General features: G+C 65.3%; 13 protein-coding genes. 6 read left to right on the forward strand and 7 right to left on the reverse strand.

Annotation, left to right across the window (positions count from 1 at the left end; genetic code table 11):
• Positions 1–94: 94 nt before the first annotated feature.
• Entirely contained in the window at positions 95–796 is a 702-nt protein-coding gene (locus tag IEV83_RS11905; RefSeq protein WP_181759033.1) for a helix-turn-helix transcriptional regulator, read from the reverse strand.
• Positions 797–1,298: 502 nt separating this feature from the next.
• Here IEV83_RS11905 and IEV83_RS11910 point away from each other — a divergent pair.
• Both IEV83_RS11910 and IEV83_RS11915 read left to right on the forward strand, forming a co-directional pair.
• The gene (locus IEV83_RS11910; RefSeq protein ID WP_181759032.1) at positions 1,299–1,883 is read left to right on the forward strand and encodes a DUF1131 family protein; all 585 of its coding nucleotides are present in this window, start codon (positions 1,299–1,301) and stop codon (positions 1,881–1,883) included.
• A gap of 84 nt (positions 1,884–1,967) precedes the next feature.
• The gene (locus tag IEV83_RS11915) at positions 1,968–3,389 is read left to right on the forward strand and encodes a TIGR03808 family TAT-translocated repetitive protein (protein WP_181759031.1); all 1,422 of its coding nucleotides are present in this window, start codon (positions 1,968–1,970) and stop codon (positions 3,387–3,389) included.
• Positions 3,390–3,456: 67 nt separating this feature from the next.
• Here IEV83_RS11915 and IEV83_RS11920 read toward each other — a convergent pair whose 3' ends face one another.
• The 5 genes from IEV83_RS11920 to IEV83_RS11940 form a co-directional block, all read right to left on the reverse strand.
• Positions 3,457–4,482, reverse strand: a complete 1,026-nt coding sequence (locus tag IEV83_RS11920; RefSeq protein ID WP_181759030.1) for an asparaginase — start codon at positions 4,480–4,482, stop codon at positions 3,457–3,459.
• Positions 4,482–5,699, reverse strand: a complete 1,218-nt coding sequence (locus tag IEV83_RS11925) for an aminotransferase (protein WP_181759029.1) — start codon at positions 5,697–5,699, stop codon at positions 4,482–4,484. Before IEV83_RS11925 ends, IEV83_RS11920 begins: the two co-directional genes overlap by 1 nt.
• 266 nt (positions 5,700–5,965) lie before the next feature.
• Complete coding sequence (locus IEV83_RS11930; RefSeq protein ID WP_181759237.1) at positions 5,966–7,351, reverse strand: homospermidine synthase; 1,386 nt, start codon at positions 7,349–7,351, stop codon at positions 5,966–5,968.
• Positions 7,352–7,537: 186 nt separating this feature from the next.
• Entirely contained in the window at positions 7,538–8,671 is a 1,134-nt protein-coding gene (locus IEV83_RS11935; RefSeq protein WP_181759028.1) for a type III PLP-dependent enzyme, read from the reverse strand.
• 543 nt (positions 8,672–9,214) lie between these two features.
• Positions 9,215–10,147: an EF-hand domain-containing protein gene (locus tag IEV83_RS11940; RefSeq protein WP_181759027.1), complete on the reverse strand. Its 933-nt coding sequence runs from the start codon at positions 10,145–10,147 to the stop codon at positions 9,215–9,217.
• 206 nt (positions 10,148–10,353) lie between these two features.
• Here IEV83_RS11940 and IEV83_RS11945 point away from each other — a divergent pair, with 206 nt between their 5' ends.
• The 3 genes from IEV83_RS11945 (at position 10,354) to IEV83_RS11955 (ending at position 13,135) form a co-directional block, all read left to right on the forward strand.
• A complete protein-coding gene (locus IEV83_RS11945) occupies positions 10,354–11,082 on the forward strand; it encodes a response regulator (RefSeq protein WP_181759026.1) in 729 nt (242 codons plus the stop codon).
• Entirely contained in the window at positions 11,079–12,500 is a 1,422-nt protein-coding gene (locus IEV83_RS11950; protein WP_181759025.1) for an ATP-binding protein, read from the forward strand. Before IEV83_RS11945 ends, IEV83_RS11950 begins: the two co-directional genes overlap by 4 nt.
• 227 nt (positions 12,501–12,727) lie before the next feature.
• The gene (locus IEV83_RS11955; RefSeq protein ID WP_181759024.1) at positions 12,728–13,135 is read left to right on the forward strand and encodes a PilZ domain-containing protein; all 408 of its coding nucleotides are present in this window, start codon (positions 12,728–12,730) and stop codon (positions 13,133–13,135) included.
• 24 nt (positions 13,136–13,159) lie between these two features.
• On the opposite strand, the gene IEV83_RS11960 is transcribed toward IEV83_RS11955, so the two are convergent.
• Entirely contained in the window at positions 13,160–15,340 is a 2,181-nt protein-coding gene (locus IEV83_RS11960; RefSeq protein WP_181759023.1) for a malate synthase G, read from the reverse strand.
• Between the two features lie 321 nt (positions 15,341–15,661).
• On the opposite strand from IEV83_RS11960, the gene IEV83_RS11965 reads away from it, so the two are divergent.
• Complete coding sequence (locus tag IEV83_RS11965) at positions 15,662–16,585, forward strand: DMT family transporter (RefSeq protein ID WP_181759022.1); 924 nt, start codon at positions 15,662–15,664, stop codon at positions 16,583–16,585.
• The last annotated feature ends 26 nt before the right edge of the window (positions 16,586–16,611 follow it).

The following is a 16,611-nucleotide window of genomic DNA, read 5'->3' on the forward strand; positions in this document are numbered from 1 at the left end:
GGCTGAGGGAGCGCACGTGTGACGTGAGGGAGAATGGCGGAGAACGCCCTGTTAAAACCGGCACCGCTGCACGGTGCCAGGCTTAGGGCCGTTCTCAGAGGCGGATCTGGCCGTAGCGCAGGGCCTCGACCACCGTATGCGTCTTGTTGGACGCATTGAGCTTGGCGCTGGCGTTTTGCAGATGTGCATGAACCGTGCGCTGGGAGATCTCCAACAGGCTGGCGATGTCATTCGCGGTCTTGCCGAGCGCGGTCAGTTCCAGCACCCGTCGCTCGCGCGCGGACAAATCGCCCGGCCGCTGGGTGGAGATCACCCCCAACTCGATCAGCCGCCGGAATGCGGCGTTGCAGATCAGCTCCAGGTTCGACAATTCGAGCTTGCCACCGTTGATCCGCGCACCGCCACCCAGAACCAGTGCCTGGAAGGGATGGGCCTCCGTGATCGGTACCACCACCACCTGGGAGTCCGCGCCGATCGAGGCGAACAGCTCCGAATGGGTGGTGTCTCCGGCCGTCACATCCCAGATGAACGCCCGCGAGCGCATCAGCCCCAGCATCAGCGCGCTGTCTTCCGCGTCGATGCCCGAACGCTCGATCCCACCGAGCCGCTCATCCGCCCACCTGAGGCGGTGTACCAGCCCTTCGATCGGCCGGTTGGGCATCGGCAGGCCGGTCACCAGGATATGAGAGGCACCCATCCGGCGCAGCTGCGCCTCAATGACATCCAGAACGTGCTTGCCGGTCTGAGCCTCTGCAATCGCCGCAGCCTTTGACTGAATCTCTGTCGGGTCGGCCATGGTTCTGCCTTTCAGTGAGCAACGTCGTCGGAGCCTATCCAGCGCGAGAGAAACTCGCCCTGATGATTCCCCCGCAATTCTCTGGCTTTCTCTGATCCGGACAGCCACCCGGAACCTGCAGACAGAGTCACACCGCCACCTTCTCAGCGGAACAAATGCCAACTCTGCCATCGTCAAAACTAAGAACAGGAAGATACACGTTAACTGGCGGACGATCCAGATTCTTCGCAATTCAGCCCGAATGAGGAACGCAATCTTCCGTAACGATTCCCAATCACATCATCGCACTATATTAGTGTCCAATACCATTTCAATCAACCAAAGATTGCGCCCCTGACGGCGCTTCGCACCAGTTATCCACGCCCCTTGTCCGCCCCCCTGGCGCCATGGCCCTTGCCTTGCCGGCTCACCCCGATGCACAAAAGGCCCCCTCGCATTGCCTTCCCGCGAGAGGATCGGTCGATTCGCACCGTCAATCTAGCGTAACTCTTTGAAAGATATCATGCGCTCCGCACTTCCCCTTATATGTTCCGTCCTTGCGGCATTCGTCGCCGCTTGCTCGCCCACCTTCGAGGACACCGGCCCGGTCATCGTCGCCCGCACCTCAGATGTTACGCTGGTGCAAATTTCCGAGGCCGGGGTGGGCAACCTGAACGGGCAGACCGCCTATTCCTCGAAGGCCATCCAGGCAGCGCTTCCCGGTTTCACCACCGAGGGTCTGCAATCCGCGACGGAGAACAGGACGGAATGGGCCATCGGCGCGTTCAACTCCGACGGTTTCCAGGTGCTGCAGGTGTTCAAGGGCGCAAACGGAAAAATTCGCGAGGTGCATGGGGTGACCCATCACCTGCAGGGGCCGAACGGCGAGCGGATCGGCATGACCTTCTCCGAGGTCGGCAGCCGCCGCAGTGACTGCCGGGTCGGCCGCAACCTTTGGCGCGGCATGGCCATCTGCAAGTCGAGAGGCGCGGACCGGGTCACCCTGGTCTATGCGATTTCGCAATACGCCGGCCCGTTCGACCGACTGCCGCCGAGCGACCAACTGAACAAGGCGATGATCCAGCGCATCATCTGGACCGCTCCCTGATCCATCTGCCGGGTCTGTCCCGGATCGGCACAGCCGGTTCGGCACGCCTCTTGCGCCCCACGGCGGGAACAAGAGGCAGATGGCATGATACGAGACAGACAGGCCCGGGTCCGCGCGCCTGAAGACACGCAAATCAAGCATCCGCGCGGCCTGTCGCGCCGCAGCCTGCTGCTCGGCGGCGGCCTCGCCCTGGCCTCGGTTCCGGCGACGGCACGGGCGGCCACGCGGATCGCCGGGCTGCGCGGTACGATCGAGGCCAGCGAATTCGGCGTGCGCCCCAATGCCGGCGACGACCAGAGCGCCTTGCTGCAAAAGGCGATCAACGCCTCGGTGGAGCGCGGCCGCGCGCTGTTCCTGCCCGGCGGGCACTATCCCGTGGCCAATCTCAGGCTTCCCGGCGGAGCCCGCCTTGTGGGCATTCCCGGCCAGACATGGTTCGACTATCTGGGCGGTGGCCACCTCATCTACAGCGAGAAGGGCGCGGCCATCGGCCTTGAAGGCATTCACTTCGACGGCGGCAACAGACACCTTGGCGACTACACGCCGGCGCTGTTGCATTTCTCAGACGCGACCGATCTGTCCCTCGAAAGCTGCACCATTTCGGGCAGCGCCAAGACCGGGCTGGCGCTCGACCGATGCTCCGGGCGCGTCACCGCCTGCACGATCTCCGGCGCCCGGCAGGCGGGCCTGCGCTCGGTCGAGGCGACCGGCCTTTCCATCACCGACTGCCACGTGCACGACTGCGCCAATGCCGGCATCCTCGTCTACCGCTGGACCGAGGGCGAGGACGGCACGCTGGTCTCCGGCAACCGGGTGGAACGGATCGCCGCGAAGGATGGCGGCACCGGTCAGAATGGCAATGGCATCAACGTCTTTCGCGCCCATGGCGTGATCGTCAGCGGCAACCGGGTGACCGATTGCGCCTTTTCCGCGATCCGCGCCAATGCCGGATCGAACATCGTCATCAACGGGAATTCCTGCCTGCGCTCCGGCGAAACGGCGATCTACTCCGAATTCGCCTTCCAGGGCGCGGTGATCGCCGACAATCTGGTCGACGGCGGGACCATCGGCATTTCCATCGCCAATTTCCTCGATGGCGGCCGACTGGCCACCTGCTCCGGCAATGTGGTGCGCAATTTGACCGTCGACGGCCCCTACCCGGCCGAGGTGCAGGGCTTCGGCATCGGCATCGCCGTGGAGGCCGACACCGCGCTTACCGGCAATGTGATCGAGGGTGCGCCGCGCTTTGGCATCCACATGGGCTGGGGGCCCTACCTGCGCAATGTCAACGCCACGTCAAATGTGATCCGCGCCTGCCCGACCGGGATCGGCGTTACCGTGGTGGAGGGCGCCGGGCCGGCGCTGATCGCCAGCAACATCATCCAGGATGCCAAACAGGGCGCGATCATCGGTCACCGCTGGAAAGAGGCGGTGACCAGGGATCTGACGCAGGCGGGCACCGAGGCCTTCCCGCATCTGACGATCCAGGGCAACGTTGTGAGTTGACCCCGGACCGGCCGTGGCAGGAACCAGCCGCGCGGGCGGTCAGGCCGCGGGGATCAGGCGCGGCAGATCAGGCGAGCGCGCGCAGCGGCGCGAACGCCTCCGCCACTGGCCGCACCGCGCCGACGACACGCCCGTTCCAATTGTCGAGACGCGGGCGCAGCCACGGCTCCAGCCCCTTTCGCTCGTCCTCATCGAGATCCAGAAGCGCCTCCAGCACGGCGGCCATCATCACCTGCGAGGCGCGCGTGCCGCCATCCTCGCATTTCAGCGCCACGCCAAAACCAAGCTCCGGCAGCGCGGCGGCGAAAACGCCCTCCGCGCCGGTCTTGACGAAGACCCGGCCACCGAACAGCTCCATCACATCGGTGCAGAACCGCTCCGTGCCGGCGACCATGAAAGGAGCCTCGACACAGGCGTCATAAAGCCGCTCCGCCGCTTCCGCGCGCAAGGGAGACAGTCCGGCGCCGGTGCCGAAGCGGGCAAAGGCCAGCGCCAGCGCATCGAGCGGCATGGCGTAGGTGGGGATCGAACAGCCATCCGTGCCCCGGGCGGCATGGGTAAGCGACACGCCGCTGATTTCCTCCAGCGCCGCCCGCACCTCCTGCTGCACCGGATGATCCGGCTCCACGTAGCCTTGCGTCGGAACGCCAAGCGTACGGGCTAGGCCGAGGAAGCCCGCATGCTTGCCCGAGCAATTGTTGTGCAGCGGACAGGGGCTTTCGTCGATCTGGTGCAGGTGGGCAACATCCTGCATGCGCTTCGGCCAGTGACTGCCGCATTCCAGCGCGCTCTCGTCGAGCCCGGCCTTCATCAGCATCACCCGGGCGGCATTGACATGCACCTGCTCGCCATTGTGCGAGGCGCAGGCAAGCGCCAGCTCCGCCGGCGACAGGTCGAGCGCGTCCGCCGCGCCCGATTCCACCAGCGGCAGCGCCTGCAGCGCCTTGACGGCGGAGCGGGGAAACACCGGCGCCGCGACACCGCCGATGCCGGCGACCAGCGCGCCATCGGCATCGACCACCGCAAGGGTGCCCCGGTGCCGGCTTTCGACGGTTTCGCCGCGCAGCACCTCCACCAGCACCGGATTGTCCATCAGATGTCTCCCGCCGCCGCGACCTGTCGTTCCCGGTCGGCGCCAGCAGCGGTACGCCGGCTTGCCACCCAGTCGCCAAGCCGCTCCAGCGCCCCGTCAATCACGCTGTCGCGCTTGCAGAAGCAGAACCGGACGAAGTTGGACGGGGCATCGGACACATAGAAGGCCGAGACCGGCACCACCGCCACCCCCGCCTCTTCCACCAGTTGCTGGCAGATGGCGACGTCATCGCCTTCCAGCCCGAGCGGGGAGACATCGCAGGTGACGAAATAGGTGCCGGCACAGGGCAGCACGCCGAAGCCCAGCGCGGCGAGCCCGCGCGAGATCCGGTCACGCTTTTCCTGCAGGTCGTCGCGCAGGTCGAAGAAATAATCGTCCTCCTTCGCCAGCCCGTAGGCCACTGCCTTTTGCAGATTGGGCGGGGTGGTGAAGGTCACGAACTGATGCGCCTTGGCGATCGGGTCGAGAAGGTTCGGCGCGGCGGTGATGTAGCCAACCTTCCAGCCGGTCAGCGAAAAGGTCTTGCCGGCGGAGCCGATCCGCACGCAGCGCTCGCGCATGCCCGGAAAGGCCATCAGCGGCATGTGCGCGCGGCCATCGAACAAGAGATGCTCGTAGACCTCGTCGCAGATCGCATAGACACCATACTCGATGCACAGCCTTGCGATCTCCGACAGCTCGTCCTCGCTGAACACCTTCGCCGCCGGGTTCATCGGATTGTTGATGAGGATCGCCTTGGTGTTCTCGGTAAAGGCCGCAGCGAGCGCCTCAAGGTCGAGCCGCCAGTGCGGCGGGGTCACCCGCAGGCGCACCGGAATGCCGCCCGCCCGCTTCACCAGCGGCAGGTAGCAATCGTACAGCGGCTCAATCAGAATCACCTCATCGCCCGGCTCCAGCAGGGCCATCAGGCTGTCGGCCAGCGCCTCGGTGGCACCGGAGGTGACCAGCACCTCGCTCTGCCAGTCGACATCGAGGTCATAGAACCGCTTGTTGGTCTCCGCCACCGCCTGACGCAACTCCGGCAGACCGAGCATCGGCGGATACTGGTTCGGCCCGTCGATCAGCGCGGAGGCGGCGATGCGGCGCACATCCTCCGGGCCATCCACATCCGGAAACCCCTGACCGAGATTGATCGCGCCCGTGGCATTCGCCATCCGGGACATGGTTTCGAAAATGGTGGTTTGCAGGCCGGTGAACACCGGATTGGTCGGCTTCATGCTGGCATGTATCCCTCACCTGTCGCCGGAGGATCCGCGCGACGGACGCCGCGTATGTAGCCATTCAACATCGCGCCGTCGAGCATGGATGCGCGAAAGGGGGAGCGCTTTTCCGCGCCGCCCCTCCCTCATTGGCGGAATTCCGCCGATGAAAAGCCTGGCTGAATGGCGCGGACGGCATCTTAACCGAAAAACCGAAAGTTGTCCGCCCCCGCCGGGACACGCCGCTTTCACGAAATTTGGCCTTGCCGTGGCTCCGCCGGACGTCAGCGCACCAGAATGTTGCGGAACTGCCAGGGGTCGCTTTCGTCCAGATCCTCGGGAAAGAGGCCCGGCCGGTCGGCAAGCGGGGTCCAGTCGGTGTAGTAGCCCTTCACCGGACCGAGGTAGGGCTTCTGGATTTCCAGGCAGCGGCGGTAGTCCATCTCGTCAGTCTCGACGATGCCCGCCTCAGGGTTTTCCAGCGCCCAGACCATGCCGGCAATCACCGCCGAGGAGACCTGAAGGCCCGTCGCGTTCTGATACGGCGCGAGTTCCCGGGTTTCCTCGATCGAAAGCTGCGAGCCGTACCAGTAGGCATTGCGGGCGTGGCCATAGAGCAGGACGCCGAGTTCATCGACGCCGTCGAGGATCTCGTCCTCTTCCAGAACGTGGAATTCCGGCTGTACCTTTCCGGCCGCGCCGAACAGCTCATGCAGCGACAGCACCGCGTCATTGGCCGGGTGATAGGCGTAATGGCAGGTCGGCCGATAGACGGCCTTCTTGTTCTTCTTCACCGTGAAGTAATCGGCGATGGAGATCGATTCATTGTGGGTGACGAGGAAGCCGTACTGGGCGCCGGGCGTGGGACACCAGCTCCGCACCCGGGTGTTTGCCCCCGGCTGCAGCAGATAGATCGCCGCCTTGCAGCCCTTCTTGTGCTTGCGCGCATTTTTCGGCGCCCATTTCTCATGGGTGCCCCAGCCAAGCTCGGAGGGCTGGAACCCTTCGGAGACGAACCCTTCCACCGACCAGGTATTCCAGAACACGTTCATCGGCTTGGGCGCGCGGGCGCGCTGGGTGTCGCGCTCGGCGATGTGGATGCCCTTGACGCCGACCTTGCGCATCAGCTTGGCCCAGCCCTTGCGCGTGGTCGGCTCCTCAAAGGCGGTGCCGGTGTCGCGGGCGATATCGACCAGCGCCTGCTTGACGAACCAGGACACCATGCCCGGATTGGCCCCGCAGCAGGAAACGGCGGTGGTGCCGCCGGGGGTCTTCTTCTTCTCGCGGCGCACGGTCTCGCGCAGCGCGTAGTTGGTCCGCGCTTCCGGCCCGGCGCTGTCATCGAAATAAAAGCCGAGCCACGGCTCAACGACCGTATCGATGTACAGCACCCCGAGCTCACGGCACAGCTTCATCAGATCGAGCGACGACGTGTCGACCGACAGGTTGACGCAGAACCCCTGCCCCGCGCCCTCGGTCAAGAGCGGCGCCAGCACCTCGCGGTAGTTGTCCGGCGTGATCGCCACCTTGCGGAAGGCATAGCCCCGCTCCTCGACCAGCGCACGCGCGTCATCCACCGGATCGATCACCGTCACCCGGGCCGGATCGAAGCGGAAGTGGCGCTCGATCAACGGCAGGGTGCCCTTGCCGATGGAGCCGAAGCCGATCATCACGATCGGGCCGGAAATGGTGCCATGCACGGGATAGGCCTTGCCGGCCTTGGCCGGGGCCGGAGCCTCGTCCACGCCTTCGGGCGCGGCCGCCGCGTCCACCTGTGTGCGATCGGTCGTCATGCGGGTTTCCCCTTTTTCTGAAGCGTGAGCAGCCCGGACCGCCGGCGCTACCGGCGGCCCGTGTCAGATGACATAGGAGCGGAGCGGCTCGAAGCCATTGAACGCCACCGAGGAATAGGTGGTGGTGTAGGCTCCGCAGGCCCCGATCAGCACCTTGTCGCCAATCGACAGGGAGACCGGCAGCTCGTAGGGGGTCTTTTCATAAAGGACATCGACGCTGTCGCAGGTCGGCCCGGCAAGAATGCAAGGGCTCCGGCGATCGTCATCCTTTTCCGTACGGATTGGATAGCGGATCGCCTCGTCCATGGTTTCGGCCAGCCCGTTGAACTTGCCGATGTCGAGATAGACCCAGCGCAGCTCGTCTTCATGGTCGGACTTGCGCGAAATCAGCACCACTTCCGCCTCGATGATCCCGGCATCGCCGACCATGCCCCGGCCCGGCTCGATGATGGTTTCGGGGATCTGGTTGCCGAAATGGGTGCCGAGCGCCCGGAGAATGGCTTCGCCGTAATGGGGCACGCCGGGCATGTCCTTGAGGTAACGGGCCGGAAAGCCGCCCCCGAGATTGACCATGGCCAGGTTGATACCGCGCTCCGCCATTTCGCGGAAGATCCAGGCGGCGGTGGACAGTGCCCCGTCCCAGGCCTCGACATTGGCCTGCTGCGAGCCGACGTGGAACGACACGCCATGGGCGACAAGGCCGCCGCGATGGGCATGTTCCAGCACGCGCGGCGCCATATCCGGCGCGCAGCCGAACTTGCGCGACAGCGGCCAGTCGGCCCCGACGCCGTCGCACAGGATGCGGCAGAACACCCGGGCACCCGGTGCGGCGCGGATGATCTTGTCGACCTCCGCCTCGCAATCGACCGCAAAGAGGCTGACGCCGAGCGCGTGGGCGCGGGCGATGTCGCGCTCCTTCTTGATGGTGTTGCCGAAGGAGATGCGTTCCGGCCCGGCGCCGGTGGCCAGCACCATTTCGATCTCGGCGAGCGAGGCGCAGTCGAAGCAGGAGCCGAGATCCGCCAGAAGCTGGATGATCTCCGGTGCCGGATTGGCCTTGACCGCATAAAACACGCGGGTGTCCGGCAGCGCATGGCTGAAGGTCAGGTAATTGTCGCGCACGATATCGAGATCGACGACAACGCAGGGGCCGTCGGATCGTCGCTGGCGGAGGAAGTCGAGGATGCGCTCGCTCATGGCATTCACCCGTTCGGTTCAAGTCGCAGGGCGCGAATGCACGAAGGGTCTCGACCGCGATGGAGACGGGCAAGACATTTCCTGCAAACACGATCGGTCGGGCGCCTGACAACCTCGTGTCAGTGGCCGTCCCGCGATTGAGCTGCCTTGGATTGGAACGGGATCCCCGCACCGCACGGCCGGCAATGATGTAATAAGTGCCTCTTCAGTGACCCCGGGACTTGGAACCCCGGCAGAGACCAAAAAAGCCCTCTTACGTCGTTGCTTTAAGCCGTTCGTTTTGTCGCTCTCTCCGGATGGGTCCGGGCCCTTGAGCGACTGCCATCGGTTGACCGATTGAACGACCACGGGCACGTGCGAATTTGGGCAAGCCGGTATATGCGGCAAGGGGGCGTCACATTCAAGCGGAAATCACGGGACGCACCGTATTTTTTTGACCATGGGGCCGTTTTTTTGACCATGGGGAAAGGCGCGAAACCTCATGTTCCGCGCCTTGTCCGTCCTCTCGCCTCACAGCCGCCGGTCAGACGGCCCGCAAGCGCCTCAGTTGTTGCCGCCGCGGTTCATGCCCTGGCCACGTCCGCCGTTGCCGCAATCGCCGCCGCCGCGTTTGCCGCGCATGCCCTCGCCGCGCTTGCCGTGATGACCGCGCATGCCCTTTCCATGCCGGCCGCGATCCTCGATCGACAGCGCGTCGTCGCCGTTGCGGTCCATCCGCTTGACGATGTTTGCCATCGGCTCGGTGGCCTCTTCCCGGGTCACCGAAAGGTTGCCGTCCCGGTCGAGACGCTGGAACATGCGCACCATGCGCCTATCAGACCGCGCCACCCAGACCGCCTCGTACTCCTCAAGGGTCAGCGCACCATCGCCGTCCTTGTCCGCGTCGGCGAACAGCTTGGCGCGGGCCGCCTCGACTTCTTCCCGGGTCACGTTGCCATCGCCATCGGCGTCAAAGCCGGGCATCTGGCCCATGCGACCCATGCCGTCCGGACCCCGGCCGGCGCCCTTGCCGCCGCCGCGTTTTTCCATCCTGTCCATCATCCGGTTCATGCGCCGGTCGAACTCGGCCTTGGTGAGCTTGCCATCGCCGTCGACGTCATGACGCTGGAAGCTGCGCACCTTGCGATTGGCGAATTCGGCCGCATAGGCCTTCTTGAACTCCTCCAGCGACACGCCGCCGCTTGTATCCGCGTCGGCCTTGGCGAACATGTCCACCAGCGCCGCGTCAATTTCCGCCTGGGTAACGCGGCCGTCCTTGTCGGTGTCGAACCGCATCACGAACCACTGTGCCATGCCCTGATGTCCGTGGCCCATGCCCATGCCGTGGTGACCGCGCCCCATGCCCTTGCCCATGCCGTGATGCCAGCCGCCCTCGCCTCCACGGCAGCCGCCACGGTCGGCGAATGCGGGGACAGCGAGGCTACCGACGACAGTGGCGGCAACAGCGGCAACGGCGAATTTCCTGAACTTACTCATCGCGAGGCATCCTTTCGGGTTTCGATGCGATGACCCTGAGATAGGGAGCGTTTGTCGCAGAACTATCCCGGTTGGACCGCGCATGTGTCACAATCTGTCTTGCCCTACCGGCCTGATACAGTTGATTACAATTCCCATTCCCCACGCCTCCCCCGACCGACTACCTATAGAGCAACGAAACAGGCGCAGACCGAGCCGAACCGAGCATGACCGACCACAGTCCCCATATCCTCGTCGTCGACGATCACCGTGACATTCGCGAGACGCTGGCGCGGTATCTGCGCAAGAACGGCTTTCGTGCCTCGGTCGCCGACAGCGCACTGCAGGCCCGCAAGTTCCTCAAGGCGGCGGCCGTCGACCTGATCGTGCTCGATATCATGATGCCGGGCGAGGACGGGTTGTCGCTGTGCCGGCATCTGGTCGAGAGCGGCTCCATCCCGGTGATCCTGCTGACGGCCATGGCCGAGGATACGGACCGGATCGTCGGGCTTGAGATCGGCGCAGACGATTATGTCACCAAACCGTTCAATCCGCGAGAGCTGCTGGCCCGCATCCGGGCGGTGCTGCGCCGGTCGATGCAGGTGCCGAAGGACCGGGACCCGGTGGAAGCGGAAACCCTCGCCTTTGCCGGCTGGCGCCTCGATGTGCCCAAGCGGCTGCTCTCCGGCGATGACGGGGTGGCGATCCCGCTGTCGACCGGCGAGTTCCAGCTCCTCGTCGCCTTCCTCAAGCGGCCGAAGATGGTGCTGTCGCGCGATCAGTTGCTCGACCTCACGTCCGGACGCAGCCCGGGCGTCTTCGACCGTTCGGTCGACAATCAGGTCAGCCGCTTGCGGCGCAAGATCGAAGCCGACCCGAAGGCCCCGGAGCTGATCAAGACCGTCTGGGGCGGCGGCTACACATTTACCGCCGATGTCGAGGACGGGACCGAATGACGAACTGGCGCCTCTCCCTCTGGCCCCGGTCGCTCGCCGGCCAGTTGATCGCCCTGCTGCTGATCGCCCTGGTGGTGGCGCAGTGTTTCACCTTGTGGATCTTCGCCGGCGAACGGCGGGTGGCGCTGGTGGAGATGGCCCGCAGCACCTTTCTGGCACGGGGCGCGTCGCTGGTACGGGTGCTGGAAGAGGCGCCGCAGTCGCAATATCCGGAGATTCTGAAGGCCGTCTCCAGCCACTTCCTCTGGTTCCAGGTGAACAGCAAACCGGCGCTCGCCGCCAGCGGAACCCGCCCGGCAGAGCGCCGTCTGGTGGAAATGTTCCGCGAGGAACTGGGAGACGACCGGGACATCCGCATCGATGTGATGGCCAAGCCGCCCAGCTCCATCCGCCATCCGCGCGCCACGGAGAGGCGGGCGCAGCGTCGCGACACGGAGGCGCGCGAGCGGCGCGACCGGCGCCGGCGCACCGGCATCATCGCGCTGGCGATGAGCGTCCCCCTCAAGGACGGCCAATGGCTGAACGCGGCGACCCGCTTCCGCCTGCCGCGCCATACCTATCTGCCGATGCTGGTCTCCATCGGCCTGATGGCGGGCGCGATCGTGCTGATCATCGCCGTCACCATCCGCCGTCTGACCCGCCCCTTGCGCGAGTTGGCCGCCGCCGCCGATAAGCTCGGGCGCGGCGAGGATGTGGACCCGCTGCCGGAGACCGGTCCCGCCGAGGTGCGCGGCACGATCCAGGCCTTCAACGTGATGCAGGACCGGCTGACCCGCTTCGTCCGCGACCGCACCCGCATGCTCGGCGCCATCAGCCACGACCTGCGCACACCGATCACCTCCTTGCGCATTCGCGCCGAGTTCATCGAAGACGACGAAAACCGGGAGAAGATGATCGAAACCCTCGACGAAATGCAGCACATGGTCGAGGCGACCCTGGCGCTGGCGCGCGACCAGTCCTCGCGCGAAGCGGCGGCGAAGACGGACCTCGGCGAATTCGTCGATGCCATCGCCGACGACTACCGCAGCACCGGCCGGCCGGTCACTTTCGAACGGCCAGCGGCCCGCATCGTCACCACCATTCGCCCGATCAGCCTGAAGCGGGCCCTGCGCAACCTCATCGACAATGCCATCCGGTATGGCGGCTCTGCCGATCTCAGTCTGGAAGAGCGCCCGGACAGCCTCGTGCTTTCGGTCAGGGACAGCGGGCCAGGCATTCCCCCGGAGCGGCTCAAGGACGTGTTCGACCCGTTCGTGCGCATCGAGGAAAGCCGCTCGGAGGAAACCGGGGGCATCGGTCTTGGCCTGTCGATCGCCCGCTCCATCGTCCATGCCCATGGCGGCACGCTGACGCTGGGAAACCGGCAGGAGGGCGGTCTCCTTGCCCGGATCAGCCTGCCGCGCTGCGCCGCGTCATGAATGTCGCGTGTGCATCACCCAACCCTGCGTAGCGGTCACACCCCATTAAATACAACATACAGGTTGTATATTTTCGCCTGATATGTGATGACCAAGCGCGCATCCGGCCCCGTGGTGACCGATGCCCGCCTCGATCGGCCACCATTTCGGGCCAACGATCCATGGTACGATTGCCTGACACACGGGCCGATCAACGATTGGCAAGCACCCGAGAGGACCGGTGGCAGATGAAAGATGGTACCGCGCATAACAGACGTGAGGCCCCGCGCCCGTCCGGTCCGGCAACCACGCCGCAGCCCCACGAGCGGCGTCAGGCGCCGCGCGCCCGCGCCGCCTGTCAGGTGATGGTCATCACCATGAAGGGGCCGGTCCCGGCGCGGATGCTCGATATCAGCGTCACCGGCTGCTGCATCTCCTCGCATCTGTTGCCGGATGTGGCCGTCAGCGCCCGCATCGCCATCATCACGCATGGGCTGGAGCTTCAGGCCGAGCAACGCTGGAAGGATGGCATCCTGTCCGGCTGGCGCTTCGTCTACAGCGATGCGGAGCAGAAGCGCCTGCGCCGCCTCCTCGCTCCGCACAGCCGGACCCGGACGCGCCGGGCGGACCGGCATTTCGGCCGCGCCATCACCTGACCGGATCGAACGCGGCCGCGCCGATCACCGAAGGCCGGCCGCCGCCTTGGCTTCCAACCGGCGCGCGTGCAACACCGGCTCGGTGTAGCCGGAGGGCTGTTCCCGCCCCTTGAACACCAGATCACAGGCCGCCTTGAAGGCAATCGAGCCATCGAAATCCGCCGCCATCGGCTGGTAGAGCGGATCGCTCGCATTCTGGCCATCGACGACGGCGGCCATGCGCTTCATCGTCTCCATCACCTGATCGGCGCTGCAAACCTCATGGCGCAGCCAGTTGGCGATGTGCTGGGAGGAAATGCGCAAGGTTGCCCGGTCCTCCATCAGACCGATGTCGTTGATATCCGGCACCTTGGAGCAGCCGACGCCCTGGTCCACCCAGCGCACCACGTAGCCGAGAATGCCTTGGGCGTTGTTGTCCAGTTCCGCCTGGATCTCGTCCGCCGTCCAGTTGGGGCGCGCGGCCAGCGGGATCGACAGTATATCGTCAAGGCTGGCCCGTCCCCGCGCGCGCAGTTCCTGCTGGCGCGCGGCGACATCGACCACGTGGTAGTGCAGCGCGTGCAGCGTGGCGGCGGTGGGCGACGGCACCCAGGCGGTGTTGGCGCCGGCCATGGGGTGGCCACTCTTCTGCTCCAGCATCGCATGCATCAGATCGGGCATGGCCCACATGCCCTTGCCGATCTGCGCATGGCCCGGCAGTCCGCATTCCAGACCGATATCCACGTTCCAGTTCTCGTAAGCCTGGATCCAGGCGGCACCCTTCATGTCGCCCTTGCGGATCATCGGCCCGGCTTCCATCGAGGTGTGCATCTCGTCGCCGGTGCGGTCGAGGAACCCGGTGTTGATGAAGCAGACCCGAGCGGCAGCGGCGCGGATGCACTCCTTGAGATTGACCGTGGTGCGCCGCTCCTCGTCCATGATGCCCATCTTCAGGGTGTTGGCGGCAAGGCCAAGCACCTCCTCAATGCGAGCAAACAGATGATCGGCGAAGGCCACTTCATCCGGGCCGTGCATCTTCGGCTTGACCACATAGAAGGAACCGGCGCGGGAGTTCATCCGCAGGCCACCGCCATCCGGGCCACCGGTGCCGATGTCATGCATGGCAATCGCCGCGGTCACCAGCCCATCGAGGATGCCTTCGGGGATTTCCTCTCCTGAAGTGTCCAGCACCGCCGGGGTGGTCATCAGGTGCCCGACGTTGCGCACCAGCATCAGCGAACGGCCATGCAGGGAAAATTCTTCGCTCCCGCCCGGCGCGGTGTAGCTGCGGTCGCCGGCCATCTTGCGAACGACGGACCGGCCGCCCTTGTCGAAGGTGGCGACCAGATCGCCCTTGTTGAGGCCGAGCCAGTTGCCATAGGCGATGACCTTGTCGTCCGCATCCACCACCGCGACCGAATCCTCGCAATCCATGATGGTCGAGACGGCGGACTCCAGCACCACATCGGCGATGCCGGCGGGATCCTCGCCGCCGATCGGGTGCGTCGGGTCGATGACAATCTCGATATGCAGGCCATTCTTGCGCAAAAGCACCGCTTCGGGAGAGGCCGCATCGCCGCGATAGCCGACGAACTGGGCCGGATCGGCCAGGGTCATCGCCCCACCCGTGCCGTTCTCGACCCGCAAGGCGCCCGCCTCGACACGCAAGCCCGATGCCGCGGTCCAGTCGCCGGTCAGCGGCACGCGCTCGTTCAAGAGGGTCCGGGCGAAGGCGATCACCTCCGCCCCGCGCGCCGGATCGTAGCCGCCGGCCTGCGGCAGGCTGCCCATGGCATCGGTGCCATAGAGCGCGTCATAGAGCGAGCCCCAGCGGGCATTGGCGGCATTCAGCGCATAGCGGGCATTGGTGATCGGCACCACAAGCTGCGGCCCGGCAAGCTCGGCAATCTCCGGATCCACATTGGCGGTGGTCACCGTGAAATCCGGTCCTTCCGGCAAGAGATAGCCAATTTCAGTCAGGAAGGCCTTGTAGGCCTCAGCATCCACCGGCCCGGGATGGGCCCGGTGCCAGGCGTCGATCCGGCTTTGCATGTCATCGCGAATGGCGAGAAGCTCGCGATTGCGCGGCCCAAACTCCTCGACGAGCCCGGCAAGGCCGCTCCAGAAACGCTCCGCATCGACGCCGGTGCCCGGAAGCGCCTCTTCATTGACGAACCGGTAAAGGTTCTGCGCAACCTTGAGGCCAGCAATCTCGATCCTGTCCATGGTGTCGGGCTCTCCAGCAATGTTCGGGCGCCAGCTCCGTGACGGACGACGGCGGCGATGGTGTTTGAAATCAGGACCGCATCATCGAAAAGCGGGCATACCCCGTCAATCTGTCCTCAATCGAAAAGACTTCCTCCCTGAGGGAAACAATCCAGCACGCGGAGGAGCGAGGAAGGGACAGCCGGCGCTTGCAACCGGGCGGCGCATTCGTCATACGATAGCACTCTCGGCCCACCGTCTTCGCCCGGGCCCTTTCCCGATCCGGCCGTTCGCCGCGACGCCCCTCCCGGTCGTCCGTCGTCCTCACCTTGATGAGATCCCATGCCCGTCACCGGTCCGTCCCTTCTGACCCGCTTTTATGCGCGCCCCATCCTGCTGCTGGTGCTGGTCACCCTGTTCTGGGCCGGCAACACCATCGCCGGCCGCCTTGCCATTGGCGAGGTCTCGCCGCTGGCGGTGGTGTTCCTGCGCTGGGTGATGGTGTCGGGCCTGATGGTGGTGCTTTACGGGCGTCAGGTGAAGGCCGAATGGCCAATGCTGAAACAGCACCTGCCGGTGATGGCGCTGATGGGGACCCTTGGGTTCACCGCCTTCAACGCGCTGTTCTATGTCGCCGCCCACAGCACCACCGCGCTTAATCTCGGCATCCTGCAAGGGTCCATGCCGATGTTCGTTCTGCTCGGCGCTCTGGTCTTGCTGCGCGCGCCGGTGCGCGCGGTGCAGGTGCTCGGCGTCCTCGTGACCATGGCAGGCGTCGCGCTGATCGCCAGCCAGGGCGATCTGTCCCGGCTGGCCACGCTGGAGGTCAATCCCGGCGACGGGCTGATGATTCTCGCCTGCCTGTTCTATTCGGTTTACGCGGTGCTCTTACGCAACCGACCGGCGGTGTCCGGAATGGTGTTCTTCACGGTGCTGTCGGTGATTGCCGCCCTTGTCTCCCTGCCGGTTTTCGCCATCGAACTGGTGCAGGGTACCGAGCAATGGCCGACCGCCAAGGGATGGCTGGTGGTGGGCTATATCGCGCTGTTTCCCTCGTTCCTGTCGCAGATCTTCTTCATGCGCGGGGTGGAGCTGATCGGGCCGGAGCGCGCCGGCGTCTTCATCAACCTGGTGCCGATCTTCTCATCGTTTCTCGCGGTCGCCCTTTTGGGAGAGCCATTCCATCTCTATCATGCGGCGGCACTGGCGCTGGTGCTGTTCGGCATCGCGCTGTCGGAACGCAAGCCGCGACCGGCGATGGGCTAACCGGATCCGCGTCGGGCGCCGACAAC

The sequence above is a fragment of the Stappia taiwanensis genome, assembly GCF_014635285.1.
In the GTDB taxonomy this organism is placed as follows: domain Bacteria; phylum Pseudomonadota; class Alphaproteobacteria; order Rhizobiales; family Stappiaceae; genus Stappia; species Stappia taiwanensis.

What these genes read in the sequence shown, in the direction of transcription:
- IEV83_RS11905 (WP_181759033.1), bottom strand. Translation starts at nt 796, where the DNA reads ATGGCCGACCCGACAGAGATTCAGTCAAAGGCTGCGGCGATTGCAGAG.
- IEV83_RS11910 (WP_181759032.1), top strand. Translation starts at nt 1,299, where the DNA reads ATGCGCTCCGCACTTCCCCTTATATGTTCCGTCCTTGCGGCATTCGTC.
- IEV83_RS11915 (WP_181759031.1), top strand. Translation starts at nt 1,968, where the DNA reads ATGATACGAGACAGACAGGCCCGGGTCCGCGCGCCTGAAGACACGCAA.
- IEV83_RS11920 (WP_181759030.1), bottom strand. Translation starts at nt 4,482, where the DNA reads ATGGACAATCCGGTGCTGGTGGAGGTGCTGCGCGGCGAAACCGTCGAA.
- IEV83_RS11925 (WP_181759029.1), bottom strand. Translation starts at nt 5,699, where the DNA reads ATGAAGCCGACCAATCCGGTGTTCACCGGCCTGCAAACCACCATTTTC.
- IEV83_RS11930 (WP_181759237.1), bottom strand. Translation starts at nt 7,351, where the DNA reads ATGATCGGCTTCGGCTCCATCGGCAAGGGCACCCTGCCGTTGATCGAG.
- IEV83_RS11935 (WP_181759028.1), bottom strand. Translation starts at nt 8,671, where the DNA reads ATGAGCGAGCGCATCCTCGACTTCCTCCGCCAGCGACGATCCGACGGC.
- IEV83_RS11940 (WP_181759027.1), bottom strand. Translation starts at nt 10,147, where the DNA reads ATGAGTAAGTTCAGGAAATTCGCCGTTGCCGCTGTTGCCGCCACTGTC.
- IEV83_RS11945 (WP_181759026.1), top strand. Translation starts at nt 10,354, where the DNA reads ATGACCGACCACAGTCCCCATATCCTCGTCGTCGACGATCACCGTGAC.
- IEV83_RS11950 (WP_181759025.1), top strand. Translation starts at nt 11,079, where the DNA reads ATGACGAACTGGCGCCTCTCCCTCTGGCCCCGGTCGCTCGCCGGCCAG.
- IEV83_RS11955 (WP_181759024.1), top strand. Translation starts at nt 12,728, where the DNA reads ATGAAAGATGGTACCGCGCATAACAGACGTGAGGCCCCGCGCCCGTCC.
- IEV83_RS11960 (WP_181759023.1), bottom strand. Translation starts at nt 15,340, where the DNA reads ATGGACAGGATCGAGATTGCTGGCCTCAAGGTTGCGCAGAACCTTTAC.
- IEV83_RS11965 (WP_181759022.1), top strand. Translation starts at nt 15,662, where the DNA reads ATGCCCGTCACCGGTCCGTCCCTTCTGACCCGCTTTTATGCGCGCCCC.